Source organism: Kribbella aluminosa, assembly GCF_017876295.1.
Lineage (GTDB): Bacteria > Actinomycetota > Actinomycetes > Propionibacteriales > Kribbellaceae > Kribbella > Kribbella aluminosa.
Window position 1 is genome coordinate 83,153 of the sequence record NZ_JAGINT010000001.1, and the last position, 14,264, is coordinate 97,416.

13 protein-coding genes and 1 pseudogene are annotated in these 14,264 nt (G+C 67.0%); 8 read left to right on the top strand and 6 right to left on the bottom strand.

What is annotated here, in order from left to right:
* The first annotated feature begins 143 nt into the window (after nucleotides 1–143).
* The 3 genes from JOF29_RS00505 to JOF29_RS00515 are packed head-to-tail and all read left to right on the top strand — an operon-like array spanning nucleotide 144 to nucleotide 1,044.
* Complete coding sequence (locus JOF29_RS00505) at nucleotides 144–515, top strand: DUF2933 domain-containing protein (protein WP_209692252.1); 372 nt, start codon at nucleotides 144–146, stop codon at nucleotides 513–515.
* A gap of 44 nt (nucleotides 516–559) precedes the next feature.
* Nucleotides 560–817: an anti-sigma factor family protein gene (locus JOF29_RS45805; RefSeq protein WP_209692253.1), complete on the top strand. Its 258-nt coding sequence runs from the start codon at nucleotides 560–562 to the stop codon at nucleotides 815–817.
* Nucleotides 817–1,044: an SHOCT domain-containing protein gene (locus tag JOF29_RS00515; RefSeq protein WP_209692254.1), complete on the top strand. Its 228-nt coding sequence runs from the start codon at nucleotides 817–819 to the stop codon at nucleotides 1,042–1,044. The genes JOF29_RS45805 and JOF29_RS00515 overlap by 1 nt, the downstream gene beginning before the upstream one ends.
* A 404-nt stretch (nucleotides 1,045–1,448) precedes the next feature.
* Here the strand turns inward: JOF29_RS00515 and JOF29_RS00520 are convergent, their stop codons facing one another.
* Nucleotides 1,449–1,640, bottom strand: a complete 192-nt coding sequence (locus JOF29_RS00520) for a hypothetical protein (protein ID WP_209692255.1) — start codon at nucleotides 1,638–1,640, stop codon at nucleotides 1,449–1,451.
* A gap of 12 nt (nucleotides 1,641–1,652) precedes the next feature.
* On the opposite strand from JOF29_RS00520, the gene JOF29_RS45810 reads away from it, so the two are divergent.
* From JOF29_RS45810 to JOF29_RS00535, 3 genes are all read left to right on the top strand, one after another.
* The gene (locus JOF29_RS45810; protein WP_209692256.1) at nucleotides 1,653–1,799 is read left to right on the top strand and encodes a sigma-70 family RNA polymerase sigma factor; all 147 of its coding nucleotides are present in this window, start codon (nucleotides 1,653–1,655) and stop codon (nucleotides 1,797–1,799) included.
* Nucleotides 1,796–2,578 carry an anti-sigma factor family protein gene (locus JOF29_RS00530; protein WP_209692257.1) on the top strand — a complete coding sequence of 261 codons (783 nt, stop codon included), beginning with the start codon at nucleotides 1,796–1,798 and terminating at the stop codon, nucleotides 2,576–2,578. The genes JOF29_RS45810 and JOF29_RS00530 overlap by 4 nt, the downstream gene beginning before the upstream one ends.
* Before the next feature lie 337 nt (nucleotides 2,579–2,915).
* Nucleotides 2,916–3,161, top strand: a complete 246-nt coding sequence (locus JOF29_RS00535; protein WP_307863082.1) for a hypothetical protein — start codon at nucleotides 2,916–2,918, stop codon at nucleotides 3,159–3,161.
* Between the two features lie 836 nt (nucleotides 3,162–3,997).
* Here the strand turns inward: JOF29_RS00535 and JOF29_RS00540 are convergent.
* The 4 genes from JOF29_RS00540 to JOF29_RS42585 form a co-directional block, all read right to left on the bottom strand.
* Nucleotides 3,998–4,420 carry a hypothetical protein gene (locus JOF29_RS00540; RefSeq protein WP_209692258.1) on the bottom strand — a complete coding sequence of 141 codons (423 nt, stop codon included), beginning with the start codon at nucleotides 4,418–4,420 and terminating at the stop codon, nucleotides 3,998–4,000.
* Nucleotides 4,420–6,537, bottom strand: coding sequence for a site-specific integrase (locus JOF29_RS00545; protein ID WP_245357389.1), 2,118 nt, complete (start codon nucleotides 6,535–6,537; stop codon nucleotides 4,420–4,422). Before JOF29_RS00545 ends, JOF29_RS00540 begins: the two co-directional genes overlap by 1 nt.
* Nucleotides 6,534–8,210: a hypothetical protein gene (locus tag JOF29_RS00550; RefSeq protein ID WP_209692259.1), complete on the bottom strand. Its 1,677-nt coding sequence runs from the start codon at nucleotides 8,208–8,210 to the stop codon at nucleotides 6,534–6,536. Before JOF29_RS00550 ends, JOF29_RS00545 begins: the two co-directional genes overlap by 4 nt.
* 173 nt (nucleotides 8,211–8,383) lie before the next feature.
* A complete protein-coding gene (locus JOF29_RS42585; RefSeq protein WP_245357390.1) occupies nucleotides 8,384–9,721 on the bottom strand; it encodes a site-specific integrase in 1,338 nt (445 codons plus the stop codon).
* Nucleotides 9,722–10,037: 316 nt separating this feature from the next.
* On the opposite strand from JOF29_RS42585, the pseudogene JOF29_RS00560 reads away from it, so the two are divergent.
* Nucleotides 10,038–10,343, top strand: a pseudogene (locus JOF29_RS00560) (NUDIX domain-containing protein); the annotation flags it as partial.
* A 98-nt stretch (nucleotides 10,344–10,441) separates the two neighbouring features.
* On the opposite strand, the gene fxlM reads toward JOF29_RS00560, so the two are convergent.
* Nucleotides 10,442–11,701, bottom strand: a complete 1,260-nt coding sequence (fxlM, locus tag JOF29_RS00565) for a methyltransferase, FxLD system (RefSeq protein ID WP_209692260.1) — start codon at nucleotides 11,699–11,701, stop codon at nucleotides 10,442–10,444.
* Between the two features lie 855 nt (nucleotides 11,702–12,556).
* Between fxlM and JOF29_RS00570 the strand changes: the two genes are divergently transcribed.
* Nucleotides 12,557–13,816, top strand: coding sequence for an MFS transporter (locus tag JOF29_RS00570; protein ID WP_307863083.1), 1,260 nt, complete (start codon nucleotides 12,557–12,559; stop codon nucleotides 13,814–13,816).
* Nucleotides 13,817–14,264: the final 448 nt, after the last annotated feature.

Consider the following 14,264-nt stretch of genomic DNA (forward strand, 5'->3'; position numbering starts at 1 on the left):
AGTTTGGACCACCTCGGTGACTTGTTCGGGGACGCACACTGGCCGCCCATCGCGTGCTCATCGCCTCTTCACAGGCCACGCCTAGTTTTCGACGTAGAAGCCAGTATCCGGCGATACCCGGATCAACACTCTGGAGGGATCCCATGTCCTTGTCGATGTGCCTGAACAAGAAAGTCCTCATCGGCCTCGCCGCCGTAGCGATCGGCCTGTTCGCCTTCCGGCCGGGGTGGGCGGTGGCGGCGCTTCCGGTACTGATTCTGGCCGTCTGCCCACTCAGCATGATCTTCATGATGCGCGGCATGAAAGGCCACGACGCCAACGCAGCAGCTCCCGGCAACGGCGCGAGTCCCCAGTCCGCCGGCACTCCCACCGCGTCGGAGATCGACCGCAGCCAGCAGATCGCGGACCTCCAAAGTGAGCTGCGGCGCCTCAAGGCCATCGACGCCAGGCAGGGTTCTGATCCTTACCGGCCGGCCGGCGACCTGTCCGAGGACGCCGCCGACCCGCGTTCCTGACCACTCGTGGGAGCCGACGGTTCCAGGCGGAGAGGACCCGATCCATGTCCGTAGCCACCCCGTCGCCAAGCTGCGACTCGTTTCGCGAACTGCTCGCGGTATACGTCATCGGTGCCCTCGAACCTGAACAAGCAAGTGAGGTCCGCACCCATCTTGGAACCTGCTCCGCGTGTGAGGCCGAGCAGGTCGAGCTCGCGCAGATAGTGGCCTTTCTCGACGCCATCCGCAGAGCCTGGCCCGATCCGCCGTGGATCGCAGAACGACCGGCGTCACCGATGCCGCCTTCGAAAGGAATGGCTTGATGAACGAGATGATGGGCAGCGGTACGAACGACCGACTGCTGTGGGCACTGATCGCGATCACGATCCTTGCGCTCGCCGTACTGACGACCTACCGGTTGGCGCGTCGCCCGATCACCGCTGAGCCGACACCGCGCATCCAGCCTCCCGAGGAAGTGCTCCGCCGGCGCTATGCCGAGGGTGAGATCGACGAGGATGAGTACCTGAAGCGTCAAGCCGGTCTCCGTTAACCGGCGCGCCCGATCCACGGCGGCTGGGCGATGAATCCGCGGGTCCTCAGGCGTCGGCTGCTCGGTCACGGGACTCGCGCACCAGTTGCGGTCGAACCCACCCGGCGCCCGACCCGCGATCCGCAGAAAGGAATTGAAGATGTCTCAGTCACCCGCGGCCGCGGCACCGAGCAGGTACGCGCTTGCCCACAGATCGGTTCTGCCGCGGCGTCGACCGGTCCATCGGCAAACGACCCGGCTAGAGCCTGGCTGTGGAGGACTCGCCGGAGCACGAGATGGTCATCCGTGCGCTGGACGACAGATACAGACGACCGCAGTTCGGTCACGTCCCGCGTGCTGTGGGCGGCGACTACCAGTACGCCTAAGACATCGTCCAGGACACCATGATGCCGGCCCGGCAAAGCTCAAGCGCGCTTGAACCAAATCGGGCGGGCAGGGCGGCTCTTCATGGTCGCGCGGAACCTGGCCAACTCGGGACGGCGGCGGCGCGGAGCGAGGCGCCTCTCGCCGGGCACGACTTCGAGGCGGCTGGCGATGACCTCGACCGTGTCCTGCACGCGTGGCAGGTCGCCGAGGTTCTCCAGGAACTGAGCCACGACCACCGCCAGGTGATCATCGAGCTGTTGTATCGACGGCAGACAGTCTCGGAGTCAGCCGCAGCTCTCCGGATTCCACCGGGAACTGTGAAATCCCGCAGTTTCTCTGCGCTGCACGCCCTGCGCGCCGCTTTGGAAGAAGGAATGACGGGCCCATGACGTGTCGGGAGACCATCGCGATCGGCGCCTACGTGCTCGGAGCGCTCGACGCCGCCGAACGCCTCCAGACCGAGCGCCACCTCCGCGACTGCGCAAGCTGCCGCGAGGCCCTCCTGCAGTTCGCCCACCTGCCCGGACTGCTGCACACCCTGACACTCGAAGACGTCACGTCCACGGCAGCCGACCCCGACCCCGATCTCGTGGTCGACTCCCGCCTCGAGGATGGCATTGGCCCTAGTCGTGAGCTCGGCCCCGACCTTGGCTGGCTGACCGCAGCCATGCAGCGCGATCGTCCGGATCCGTTGCCCGCTTCGCCTGCGCCGGCTGAGGTCTCGGTCAGCTCGGCTGCCACATCGCGGCGGGCTGTCTTTCGCAGGCGGGTGCGGCTCGCAGCGGCCACGGCTACCGTCATAGTCCTCGCGGGCGGCTTCGTCGCCCGTCAGGTCCTGACCGACCAAGCGCCACGGGCAACCAACAGCATCGCCTGGTCAGCCACGGACGGCGCCTACGGGATCGACACGACGGCACAGCTGACCAGCCGGCCCTGGGGCACGGACATCCGGCTGCGCCTGAAGGATCTCCGCGGCGGGCTGAGGTGCAAACTGGTGGTGTACACCCGCAACGGTGCATCAGAGACGACCGGCTGGTGGGCAACCAGCGGCGTCCAACAAGCAGAAGTGCCGGCCAGTACGTCGTTTCCGCTGGCCGACATCGACCGGATCGAGGTCGTCACGGCCGACAACACGGTACTTACCACCCTCACCGAGTCGACGCGATGACGACGCCGGCTGTGGTTACCCTCGCGGTCCGGTGGGTTGGCCACCTCAGGCCCGCACCGGCGTGCCCATTACCGGCAGTACAGCGGGTTCCTCGCGATCATGACCGGGTTCCTGCTGATGTGGCCCTGCCGCCGCTGGAAGTCGCCGCCTGGTTCGTGCCGCCTCTTGGTCGCCGGTGGATGGTCGGTGCCGATGCTCGGCGCACTACCGGCAGCGAAGCCGGACGGGACCCCCGCGGGTCTGCAGGCGTCAGCCGTTCAGCCACGGGACTCGCGCGCCGGCGGCCGAGCCCTCCCGGCGCCCTGAGTCGGATACGCGACCAGCGGAAAGGAGCCAGGTGGAGACGTCTCAGTACATTCTCGTCGCCCTTGTGTTGCTCGCCTGCCCGGTCGGTATGGGGCTGATGCTCTGGTACATGCAACGATACGAGCGCCGGAGCCGGGCCGGGCTACAGATCTCCACCACCAGCGGCCCCAGCGCCACGCCGGATGAAGTGGCCCGGCTTCACGCCGAGGTCCACCGGCTCAAAGCCGCGCTCCGGGCCTCGCAGCAGCCCAGCGGCCCGCCCCCGCGGATCCCGTGAGCCGTAGCGGCTCAGCATCGGGGAAGTCTTCGATCGGTGCACGGCGCCGATCCGTACATCGGCACGACCCCCGCTGTTCACCACCGCTCTGCGCTCCAGGGCACGCCTCTGCCGCCTTGCCGCAACCTTGCTCATCAGCCTCCTGGCGCCGGCGCGGGGCGCTCAGGGATGGCGTTTCGCGGTGACGAGCCGCCTGATCCGTCGATCCAGGCACAGCACGGCCAACAGATCCACCAACACCGACCCCCGGGGCCAGCAGCACCTCGGCTAACTAACTAGCGGACACCCTGCCATCACAACCCGCCGGCACTCGGCAGATCTCACTAATCGCTGGTTTTGCGCTGGAAGCTACGGGAGGAAGTAGCGCAAGGCCCCGGCAGCTCGGGGAACCCGCCGGGGCCTTCACACACTAGCTGCATCGGTTGCATCCGGCTCCGCGTTACAACCGACCAGTGACGCGGCGGTGTTGGTGGCCACGGCCACCAACTTTGGCGGGCTCGGACAGCTACCCAAGCGCCGGGCCTACCAGTCCCACGACGACGGTGGCCGGCCGCTGAGCGGGCTCCTGGCCACCGACGGATCCTGGGCCGAGGTCTACCACGACACCGACGCTGCCGGGAAACATCAGGTCGAACAAGGCGGCCCCCGCAGACTCTTCGATGAGTCGAAGACCTCTACCAGTTCTGGGACGGCCACGGCCGCCCAGACTGGACCCAGTTCGGGGCTCACCGCCACCCAGACCCACCGACACCTGTGGTACCAGACCCCGACCAGTGAACACATCTGGCCACTCTCGACCACACCGGCCTGACTTCGGGGGAATGGGCGTTGCGGCGTCACTTGCGGCGAGGCCGGGTATCCAGTCTGGTCACCGCAGCCGCTGCGGCCAGTTGCTCCTTCGCCTGGTCCAACTCGAGTGCTAGTTCGGCGGTGACTCTGCGCAGCGCCGCTGTGTTGTCGCGTTCGGTGCCGAGTTCCTTGGTGAGGCGGTCGTTCTTTTCCCGCAGCGCCGTGTTTTCCTCGGCGAGTTCCAGCATGGCTAACGGGGTCGTGTTCTGGGCTTTGACGCGGGCTTTGAAGGAGTCGATAACGACGGGATGCTCGTAGGCGACGTCCCGTCGTAGCCCGGACTCGGTGATGAGGTCGGTGATGGTGAGTTTGCCTGATGCCGATCGCAGTGGGGTGCCGGCCAGGAGCCTGTCGGCGGCTGCGGTGAGGGAGGCGGCGTCGGCGTTCCGGTCGCGTGGCTTTCGTCCCATCAGGCCCCTTCCGTAGGTGTGGTTGGTCCAACGGTGTTGTGGCGGTGAATGATTGCGCGTGTCCGCTCGGCCAGCGCGGCGGCCCGATCCCGCAGCGGTGTAGGAGCCAACGGGTCGTTGGCAGCGGCTTCCCATTGCTGTGCGTGTTGTTCTTGCTGCTGGATGTCGCGGTCGGTGAAGGCGAGGTTTGCGCAGTGGGACCGGCAGTCGGTCTCGTCGGGCTGGTCGCCGGCGGGGAGTCCGACATCGAGTTTGGCCTGTCGGCAGGCCGCGGTCTCGGGCCGCCAGACGCAGGTCATGCCGTCGCCGTGATGGATGTTCGGGTCCAGTTGGGCCAGAATCCGTTCGGCGTTTCGGACACCGGTGATGACCCTGCCCGCGAAGCGTGTCCCGTGGTGGACGCGGTCGCGGTAGTGGTCTGCGGATGGCCCGGAGATGTGTTCCCCGGCAGCGAGGCGGAAGGTGTCGTCGTCGATCTGTTCCAGCACCATTTCCAGCCGTGCGACAGCTAAGTCGTTGGTCCATGAGGTGTCGGACCGCCCGGCGTAGTTGGTGGTGATTTTGGTGCTGACGTGCCCGTATTGCAGTGCGGCGGCGATGAGTCCGCGGGGGCGGCGAACGATGAGGTAGGCGAGGGTGCGTCGGAAACGCGTGGCGTGCAGGTGTTTGGTCGGGTCGGGTGGGATCGGTGGGGCGCTGTCGCCGTGGTGGAATGTCGCGTTGACCCAGGCCACGAAGTCCTCGATGTCGCGGGCGATCATCGCGGTGGATCTGGCGTTGTGCTCGTTCGGTCGGGCGGCGTGGGCGCTGTGCGCGCTGGCAGGGAACAGATACCGCTGCGTGTCCAGACTTTCGAGGATGCCGATGGCCGCATGGACGGGCTCGACGACAACCCAGGGACGGCTGTCGGGCTTGTCGTCGGGCGCGAGGGGATTGCGGTCGAAGCCTTTGCCGCGGCGGCCAATGATCAGCAGTTCACCGGTATCGGGATCGCGGTCGCGGCAACCGCGGGTCAGATTTAGAGCTTCACCCGGACGAAGCCCGGACAGGTAGCACACGACGGTGAAACACGCGGCGTAGAGCAGCCGGACCAGCGTGGGCAGCTCCGCGACGGTGATCGGTCGGCTTCTCCAGGGCCGACCGTCGATAGTGCCGGTGACACAGCCGAGGTAGGTGTCGTCGGCGACTGGAATGCCGGATTGCTCGAGCATCCGTTTCTGGCTCGGGGTGATTCCCCCGCGCTTGTCCTCGGGGATGGCGACCATGCGGAGCACGGCACCGAAGTTGATTCCGCCACCGGGTTTGCCTGGCAGGCACGCGCCGTCGGCGCGCAGCCGGTCGAGCAGGATCGGCAGTCGCCGGCCGAGGGTTCCGGTGTAGTCGGCTTGCGAGGGGTGATCGCCGTTGTCGAGGCTGCGTTGTTCGAGGCGTGCGGCGAGGATGTCGGGGCCGAGGACTTCGGCCATGCGCAGCGCCCAGGCCAGCAGCGTCTCCATGGTGTCGGCGGCGATGCGCGGGGTCTTGTTCTCGAACCCGGTCGATGTCCCTGGGACGAGGTCCTTGGTGGCGGTGCCGTTCCAGGGATAGCCGGTGCGTAGCTGGGCGTCGGCGGGCAGGTGTTCACCGAACAGCCAGAACGTGCGCACGACCTGGAGCAGATCGGCTTTGCGGCCGGCCTGGCGCGCCAACGCGTGGACGTGGGCGCGGTAGAGATCCAGGTCGCGGTCGGTGGCCTCGCAGATCTGCGAGATGCCGTGGTCGATCATCCAGGTCGCGAAGACCCGCAGGTCATAGAACCAGTAGGGCAGTGTTCCGACGCTGACGCGCTCGCCGGGCCGTTGGGATCCTGGACCTGGAGGGTAGGGATGGTTCAGCGCAGCGAGGAAGAACGCTTTGAATGCCGCCACCATCGGGGTGGGATACCGTTCCCAATGCAGCGGTGGAACCCTGAGGTGGGCGTCGGGGTGCGCTGGTTTGAGGTGCCAGATCTTGTCATCGAACAGCGACAGCGTCGCAGGGTCGGTCCCGGACCGGATGGTTCTGGCGCCCAGCACGACAGTGTCCTCGACGGGCCGCTCGTGATCGAGTGCGGGTGCGTGGTTGTGGGCGACGGTCATCGCAGGTCGAGCCTTCCGTCGATGAGGTTGTCGACAAGGTGCTGGTGGGCCGGTGTGATGCTGTGACGCGCTTGCTGACACTCGGCCGGGGTGTAGTGGCGCAGGATGTCTTCCAGTCCGTCGATCGCATCTCGGTAGCGGTGGGTCCACGTCGCCGGGTCCAGATGCGCTCGCAGGGAGTCGATCCGGTCCCGGACGGCGATCTGGATCGGCAGTTGGTGCGGCAACGCGCGAGCGTTCTCGCAGTTCAGGCAGTTGAGAAGCGAAGCGGGGCAGGGGTTCCCGGGCTCGGTGTGCGGTCCGTGGTGGTGGTCGACGCAGGCCGCCACGGCGGTGTCGTGCTCGCCTGCAAGGAGGTCACGTAACGTCTGCTCGTGCATCCCCGCTTCGCGGGCTGCAGCGGCGGTGTCGCGTTCGGCGCTGGCGACGAATTCGGTGGTGAACACCGTGGCGTTCTGGCGTAGGCGGGCTTTGTCGACCTGATCGCGCAGTGCCGCGCCGACAACCGTGCGGCTCTCGGCCTGAACTGTGCGGCTGGGCCGCAGGTAGGTGTCGTTCATGGTCTGACGAGTGTGCGCGACCGGGCGTCGTCGTCGCTCGATGGCGGTCATCCGGATCCGGACGACATTGATCGCCGGTTTTCCGTTCCGCCCATCGTGTTTGGCTGTGGGAAAGCCGTGGTCGTGCGCCCAGCGGACGACGTCCTTGGAGGTGGAGCCCTGCGGCCACCCGGATCCCCACCGGCCCTGCCGAGGCGTGTAGGCGGTGATCGCCGCAGTGTGCCCGCCGTGGCGGCGCGTCAGTTCGGTCAGCTCGAGAAGCAGCCGATAGACGCGCAGCGGCGACCGGAACAGCCAACGCTCCTCGGCGTCGCCGTCGAGCACCTCAGCCAGGCCGGCCGGGACATCCTCCAGTGCAGTGATCATGTGCTCACGATCCGGGCCGCGGCGCGGCTTGCTGGTTTCCAGCAAAGCGACCCCCAGCTCGGAGTGGGTGCCGTCCGCACGGTGATGGACGGCCGGCCAAGTGGCCACGGTGCCGAAATTCTGCCCGGTCAGCGTGGTCAGCAGCACCGCGAACGAGGTCGCCTCGCGTTGGGACAAGCACAGGCTGAACACCACTGCGGCGACTCCGCCGCAGCGGGTGACTTCTCGCACGTGGTCACCGGAGGCGATCCGCGGAAGCTCACCGGTGCGGTCGAATACATCCAGCAACCGCCCCAGCTCGGCGTCAGCGTCGACCGCGTCGCCCGAACGGTAGCGGGCCAGCAGCGCGCGCCCGGCCCCGATTCGGGTGCGTGCCACCCGGATGTCGCGCTGTGCGGTGACCACAATGAGTCGCCACTCGCTGTCGCTGTAGGGCATCCTGGGACGGCCCGATTCGGGACTGGGGACGACCCTCGCGGCCAGCAGCGCGGTGCGGGCGGCGGGCGGCAGCTCCGGATCGTCGCGGAACGTGGTGCGCAGCCGTTTCAGGAAGTCGCGTTGCGACGCGTGCCCGCGATAGGAGTCGACGACCGCGTGAACGTGCGCCGCTGTCACCTCGCTGGGACCAGCCGGCGCGGGCCGAACCTCCGCGAGCGCCAGCGCGAACCGCTTCAGCGCCGTGTAGTGCGTATCCGCGGTGCTGAGCCGCTTCACTGCCGAACGCGCACTGACGTTGCGGGCGAGCACCCGCGCCAGCCATTGCCGGACGTCAAGTTCGACGGGTAACTCCGAGAAGTCGAATCGCCTTGTGCGGCTGCCTGATTCCTCAACGAACCGCACAACCGTCGCATCACGCTCGTCCAGCAGCCGCTGCGGTGGCCGCCAGTTCGGGTCCGGTAGTGCCGCTCGACGGCCCCGCGTCATCGGCCATCGCCGGGTAGCGCCGGCACCTCGGTCAGCACCTGGCCGGTGTCCTGGGCAACCGCTCGAACCAGCGCGTCGATACCGGTCTTCTCGTCTTCGTCGAGCAGCGACATCAGATAGTCGACCTGTAGCCCGGTGAACGGTTCCAGGTAGTAGTCGCGTGTGGTGGACGCGGTGGCGTGACCCATCAACGTCGCCAGCTGATACCAGATGTCGCCGAACTGTTCCCGCAGGTCCTTCAATTCCTCGGAGGTGAATCCGTTCACCCGCAGCTCCCAGACCAGAGATAACACGCAGAACCATTTCAGGCAGAACGAATGTCGCAGCATGTGCGGCCGTGCCCACAACGGACACGGCATGTGCTCGCTGTCGGCGTCCACGGTGTCACCGCGCCAAGCCCGCTCCACCCGAGCGTTGGCATCGCCGAATGTGTCCTCCCAGCCGTGCGCCTTCTTCGGCATGCCGTTGGGCGCCAACCACACCGCCAGGGGCTCCAGACCCTCCGATGTCGCCCGGAACAATCTGCGTCGCTCATCGGGACCGATCACGTCCAGCGGCAGCAACTCCGAGCAGGCATCGCCCTGGACGCGCAGTGTTTTGCTGCGCGCGTTGTAGGCGGTGACCACGCGAATCCCTGCGAGGTCGGCGTAGCGTCCCGCGCGCCGTGCCCGCCGAATCACCTCGGCCCGCGATCCCTCAAGTGGATCCAGGTAGGCATGCACCGCGGTCAACGCTGGCCGCGGAATCCGGTAGACCCGGCCCTCACCGCCGCCCTTGATGCAGGCGGCCGACAGCCAGAGTCGAGCACTGCGCGGGCCGACCGCCGATGGAACTTCGACGTCAAGGATGCTGGCCCACTCCTGAAGGCGCAGTCCTGTGCCGTACAGGCCGTCGACGAACGCGGTGTCGCGGTCCTCGTTGTACCCGCGCCATTCGGAACGGCGCAGACCGTCGAATCCGTAGCCACGCAGGCCGATGTCACGCCACTGCTCGAACGCGGGCCGCAGCATCCACTTCACCTGACGCCGGGTCGCGCCGGCAGGCCGCAGCGGATCGCGCCCGCCCAGGCCAGACCCGTCAGCCAAGCCGCCGCGACGATTCGGACGGCGACCCGTGCGAATCGTCGCCACCGGATTGACCACCTTGCATCGAGTTGCCGCCCACCCGTAGAAGCAGTTCAGCGCGGCGCGGTCGGTGTCGAAGCTCGTAGGACGGATCCTGCCGCCGTTCAAGACATCGGTCAGCCGCCAATCCTTGAACGCTTCCACGTCGCCTACCGACGCCTTGTCCCAGCACCGGTCGAACACCGACAGGAAGTCCAGCCATACAGCCAATGAATAGGCGTACCGCCGCCACGTTGCCGGCGAGGCCCCCCGCCATCGACCCGGTCCTGAAGAACAGGTTGATCCTCGGATCGGGCCTCACCCCAGCTGGCGGTGACAGGATCGGGGTGCCGTGTCGTGCCCCATTGCGCACCGCGCGCTCACCTACGCCACCGAACCACTCCAGGCCCGAAACCTCAATCAGGGCAACCGGAGCCATCAAGTCGTAGAAGTCCACCGACCACCGCGCAGAACCCGACACCCGTACCCCGCTCCGTAGTTAAACCGACAGACCGGGGAAGCCTAGAGAACGTCTGGCCATCTCGAGGAGGGGGAAAGTGCAGCCGCAGGAGCCGCACGTGAGGGTCTCGAGGAGACGGGGGCCAAGGTGGATCCAGGAACGCTGACGCTCGTGCATACGCTGCACCGTGGTCATGCTACGGAAGCCTCGCGTCTGGGTTTGTTCTTCCTCGCTGTCGATTGGGTCGGCGAGCCGGCTATCACCGAGCCCAGCAAATGCTCAGCAATGATGTGGTTTCCGTTGGAGCAGTTGCCAGCCGACATGGTGCCGTATCCGCGGGCCGGCCTTGAAGGCCACCTGCGCGGTGCTCCGTACGCCGAGCTTGGCTGGTAGGCAGGCCAGCCTGGCGTGTCGCCGCGGTGGCCAGGGTGTGATGCCGTCAAAGGCTGGCGCAGTGACGACCTGGTCACGGCCGACTCCCTGGTCTACGGTCAGGTTGCCGTCGCGCTAGACCTCGAGGATGTGTTCGTCGAGATCGCGGTCACGGCGAACACATGGTCGACCTTGTCGACGACCAACAGTGCCCTGTCCTCGCCGGGAAGCGGCGTGGCGGACAGTGGCCGTGCCTCGATCGTCAGCTCCACCCCCGCCGCCTGCTCCTGCCATAGCCGAACCCGCGCGGCGAGCAGCTGCGCTAGGCCGGCACCGTCAGGGCCGAATCCGCACGCACCGACCTGCAGCATCGGCATCTGATCCGTCCCGCCGACCTGCCGTGAGCACAAATAGGCCAGCGATGCACTCGAGTAGACGCCCCACGCACCCCACGGATCCTTCGCTGGAGGAACCCGCAACTTCGCAACGGCCTCTGCGTTGACAAACACGCGGCAGAAGCCAGGCAACGTAGCCAGCCAGAAGTCCTGCTCAGGCGTCCACGCCCACGGCGCCACGACATCCGTCCACTCCAATGCCGGATCGCTGTCCAGGACCTGTAGAAGCGCCGGCTCCACAGGCTGCGCATCATCGATCCGCAGCGTCAGATCTGGGCCAACACCGAGCCGGACATTCTTCTCCGGCATCGCGCCGATGCCTTTCATCGGGATGAACCCGTCCTCGATCACGGACACGCTCCGCAGCCCCGCCCCGTCCCGCTCGAACGCGACCACCCGCGTCAGGCCACGGAGACGCAACGGCAGAACCACACGTCCGTCGGGCGCGAGTTGCTCGACCCAGGCCGGCGCCACATCCCACGCCCCGGCCGTCACCAGGATCCGGTCGAACGGACCGTCCTCGGCCGCACCCAGCGTGCCGTCACCAGTCACAACCCGGACCCGGTCCACTCCGTAGGCAGCCAGGTGCCTCTGCGCAGCATCCGCGACATCGGCGTCGTACTCGATAGTGGTGACCGAGCCCGATAGTCCGACGAGATGGGCCAACAACGCGGCGTTGTAGCCGGTCCCAGCACCGACCTCCAGCACCCGCTGCCCCGGTAGCACCTGCGCCTGTTCCAGCATCCCTGCAACAGTGCCCGGTGCGGAGGCCGAACTGGTCGGCACACCCTGCCCGTCCCAGTGCGTCACCACCACGCCCAACCCGTATGCCTCCGACAACGGCGCCTCCGGCACGAACACATGCCGCGGCACCACCATCATCGCGTCGGCCACATTGCCGGCCAGTGGAGCGCCCCGCATTGCCGCCAGCCGCTCCAGCATCGCAGACCGCAAGGTTGCTTCATCCTCGTGTATCTCATTCACGCACTGAGGTTATGTGCCAGGTCTGTCAATGCCCCGGCTCCGCACCGCCTCGTAGTGCAGAGTGCTACGAAGATGCGACACCCGACGCCAGCCAGGTCATCCCTTTGGCCGGGCCGTCTGGCGCCTACGCTCGTACTTGTGACACCGACCTGGCCGCCACTGCTCAGCAGTAACACCACATCTCGCCGGTTCGGTTTCCCTAGGCAGCCCGGAGCAAGTACGCGGGCCGGATCGTGACCATCCTCCGTGTGCCAGCATGGACATTGGCCACAGTCGAAACCTCAATCGGGATCCTTGGTGTGGTCGTCTTGGAGGCGGGTAGCCCCGATTCCTACAACGCGATCCGCGCCCAGCTAACACTCACCGATTGCATCAGGCGAATCAGTCCTGCCCAGTGGCAACAAGGCAACTGGCCCAACTCCGGTCGGCTGCAGCTCCACCACACCGGCTGCCTGGTAACCAGCCTCAGCACACCAGGCCGAACGCTTTACATCCCTGGCGGAGTCGACGCCAGCCAGGAATGGCTCAAGGCAGCCAATAGCCTCGGCCACACACTCTTCGTCGTCGTACCGCCCAGTTCGACGGCAAATCACGCTGCGGCTGCGACTGATTCACCCCGGTCGAACACCAGCGATGACATGGCGATCAGGCTGGTTGACCTCGCCCACGCCGGTCAGCTGACCGCAGGCCTAGCCGCACATTCCAACAACCTCCGCGCCGGATAGATAAGACAGCAGCCGCCGATGGGCGAGGTGATCCGAACAAACCAGCCAGCGCCAGAACGGATCCTTGTCTCGATGCAGCTGGTATCAGCCTGCGATCGCGAAGGCTGTGGTTTGTGGGTAGCGTGATGTAGTGACCAGCAGGCCCGCCCCACAGCCCGGCCCGGATTCAGCAGAGCCGAAGGCGACTTACCGTGACGTGTTCGCGGTCGCGGAGTTCCGTGCGTTGTGGTTCGCGCAGCTGGCTTCCGTGGCCGGTGATCAGCTTGCCCGGGTGGCGTTGGCGGTGCTGGTGTTCGACCGAACCGGTTCGGCCGGGCTGTCGGCGTTGACCTACGCTTTGACGTTCTTGCCCGACCTCGTGGCGGGACCGCTGCTGTCAGGGCTGGCCGATCGGTTCTCGCGCCGCCGCGTGATGATCGTGTGCGACCTGGTTCGGATGGTATTGGTCGCGATGATGGCAATCCCTGGTACACCGTTGTGGCTGCTGTGCGTGCTGCTGGTCGTGGTCCAGTTGTTCGCCTCGCCGTTCCAGGCAGCCCGGGCCGCGCTGCTGCCGGCGATCTTGACCGGTGAGCAGTACGTGCGTTCCAGTGCGATCTCGAACATCACCTCGCAGTTCGCGCAGGTGGCCGGTTTCGTTGCCGGTGGCGCCCTTGTGGCCGCGCTCGGCACGCCACAGACGCTGCTGGTCGACGCGGCCACCTTCGCTGTATCGGCTGCGCTGGTGGGCTTCGGGATCCGCGATTACCCCTTGGACGGTGACCCGGCGCATCGGCCGGCCTGGCTGGCCCAGATCACTGCGGGTGCACGACTGGTCTGGCAGGACCGGCGCCTGCGGTATCTGGTGATGCTGGCGTCGTTGATGGGGTTTTACATCACCGTCGAAGGACTCGCTGCCCCGTACGCTGCGGCACTGCCCGAGGGCCCTGTCACGGGCGCGGTCGCGGTGGGAGTGCTGCTGGCGGCGAACCCTGCCGGTGCGGTGACGGGCATGCTGCTGCTGACTCGGCAGGATCCGGCGCTCCGGATCCGGCTGATTCGTCCGCTGGCGTTCGGGTCGTGCGCGCCGTTGATTGGCTGTGTCTTCCAGCCGGGCCTGGTGGTGACGGTGCTGCTGTGGTTCCTATCCGGGCTGTGCTCGGCCTACCAGCTGCAGGCGAACGTGATGTTCGTGCAGAGCGTCCCGGACGCACAGCGAGGCCAGGCGTTCGGCCTGGCCCGCACCGTGATGATCGTGGCGCAGGGGGTCGGGATCCTGCTGGCCGGGGTGGCGGCGGACCGGTGGCGGCCCGCCTATGTGGTTGCTGCGGCCGGCGTGCTCGGGGTGATCGCCGCGGCTGGTGCGGCCACGGGTTTCACCCGGGCACAGCGTGCGTACACGCCGGCCTGAGCTCAGCGAACTTCTCCGGAGCGGAGAAGGAAAAGGGGGGATCGTCAGTGCCATTCGCCGTTACGCATGAGCAGGCACCTCCTCCCAAGGGGGGCTCTCCGCATCGCCAGCGGCGGTGACATTCGGTGATGGGTCGCTTACCCTGGCGATGGGGACCTACGTGAGGCGGGGGTTGTTCCATGATCAGTATCCGGCATCGGCGGCCCGGCCGTCGCCGCCCGGACCGGTCGCGCGCGCTGCGAAACTGGGAGCTGTGGTCGATCCCGCCCGTCCTGCTCGGCTACGTCCTGTCCATCGATGTCCTCGCCCTAGCAGCCCCGGCAATCGCGGCCGGAGTCGACCCGATCGGGCCGACGGATCTGGTCCGTTTCGCGATCCTCGCGGTGGGCTCTGCGGTTCACATCGAGGCGGCCCGAGGGACCGAGCGGCTGCGTGAGCTCGCCGCCGA

Excerpts from the sequence above, each read along its gene's own strand:
- JOF29_RS00545 (WP_245357389.1), bottom strand. The coding sequence starts at position 6,537 with ATGACCGTCGCCCACAACCACGCACCCGCACTCGATCACGAGCGGCCC.
- JOF29_RS00505 (WP_209692252.1), top strand. The coding sequence starts at position 144 with ATGTCCTTGTCGATGTGCCTGAACAAGAAAGTCCTCATCGGCCTCGCC.
- JOF29_RS45805 (WP_209692253.1), top strand. The coding sequence starts at position 560 with ATGTCCGTAGCCACCCCGTCGCCAAGCTGCGACTCGTTTCGCGAACTG.
- JOF29_RS00515 (WP_209692254.1), top strand. The coding sequence starts at position 817 with ATGAACGAGATGATGGGCAGCGGTACGAACGACCGACTGCTGTGGGCA.
- JOF29_RS00540 (WP_209692258.1), bottom strand. The coding sequence starts at position 4,420 with ATGGGACGAAAGCCACGCGACCGGAACGCCGACGCCGCCTCCCTCACC.
- JOF29_RS00530 (WP_209692257.1), top strand. The coding sequence starts at position 1,796 with ATGACGTGTCGGGAGACCATCGCGATCGGCGCCTACGTGCTCGGAGCG.